Annotated in this window: 1 protein-coding gene; it reads left to right on the forward strand. The window is 66.3% G+C overall.

Translation table 11 applies throughout. The features are described from left to right. The first annotated feature begins 40 nt into the window (after positions 1-40). The gene (locus NA4_RS38275; protein ID WP_067481139.1) at positions 41-1,174 is read left to right on the forward strand and encodes an IS701 family transposase; all 1,134 of its coding nucleotides are present in this window, start codon (positions 41-43) and stop codon (positions 1,172-1,174) included. The last annotated feature ends 175 nt before the right edge of the window (positions 1,175-1,349 follow it).

Consider the following 1,349-nt stretch of genomic DNA (forward strand, 5'->3'; position numbering starts at 1 on the left):
TTAGTACTGCAACGGCACTCGGTTCGGGTAACGTGCCTGTGTGGTGGTGGATGTCGTTGCAGCGGAGCTGGATTCGTTGCATGCGCGGATCGGTGGTCGTTTCACGCGGTCGGAGCCGCGTGCCAGGGCTCGGGAGTATGTGACTGGGTTGGTCGCGGGGCTGGAGCGCAAGAACGGGTGGACGTTGGCCGAGGCCGCGGGGGCGGTGAGTCCGGACGGGATGCAGCGGTTGCTGCGTCGGGCGGACTGGGATGTCGATGGGGTGCGTGACGATGTGCGCGGGTATGTGGCCGAGCGGCTCGGTGATCGGGATGCGGTGTTGATCGCCGATGACACCGGTTTCCTGAAGAAGGGAGTTCGTTCGGCCGGGGTGCAGCGTCAGTATTCCGGCACGGCCGGTCGGACCGAGAACTGCCAGATCGGGGTGTTCCTGGCGTATGCGTCCCGGCATGGCCATGCTCTGGTGGACCGGGAGTTGTATCTGCCCGAGTCGTGGACCAACGACCGTGAGCGTTGCCGGGCCGCCGGAATCCCTGATGAGGTGGAGTTCGCGACCAAACCTCGGCTGGTGATGGCCATGCTGGAGCGGGCGTTGGCGGCGGGGGTGCTGTTTCGGTGGTTCACCGGCGATGAAGCCTATGGTCAGGTGAAGTATCTGCGGTTCTGGCTCGAACAGAACGACATCGCCCACGTACTGGCCACCCGCCGCAACGACACCCTGGTCACCACCGGATGGGGCCAGGCCCGCGCTGATGACCTCGTCGCCGCGCTCCCGGCTCGTTCGTGGCAGCGGATCTCGGCCGGTGCCGGTGCGCACGGGCCCCGCGACTACGACTGGGCACGTGTACCGATCCGGGTGATGTGGGCGCCGGGCCGCGGGCATTGGCTGCTCGCGCGGCGCAGCGTGTCCAATCCGGGCGAGATCGCCTACTACGTCTGCTACGGGCCCCGCCGGTCCACGATCGCGGACCTGGCCTGGATCGCAGGCACCCGCTGGCGCATCGAGGAATGCTTCCAACAGGCCAAGAACGAGACCGGCCTCGACCACTACCAGGCCCGCAGCTGGCGGGCCTGGTACGCCCACATCACCCTGTCCATGCTGGCCCTGGCCTGGCTCACCGGATCCAAAATCATTGCGGCAAAAGGGGAACCAACGACCGCTATCAAGACATGATCGCTCTCACGCTACCCGAGATCCGCCGCCTGACCATCGGCCTGCTCCTGAACTTCACCCGCAACACCGGCCAGCTCTGGGCTTGGTCGAACTGGCGCCGCCGCCGACAACACCAAGCCCGCCGCTCCCACTACCGACGACGAGGACATCCCCTCGAGTAAGTGCCGTTGCAGTA

The sequence above is a fragment of the Nocardia amamiensis NBRC 102102 genome (genome assembly GCF_001612745.1).
Taxonomy (GTDB): Bacteria; Actinomycetota; Actinomycetes; order Mycobacteriales; family Mycobacteriaceae; genus Nocardia; species Nocardia amamiensis.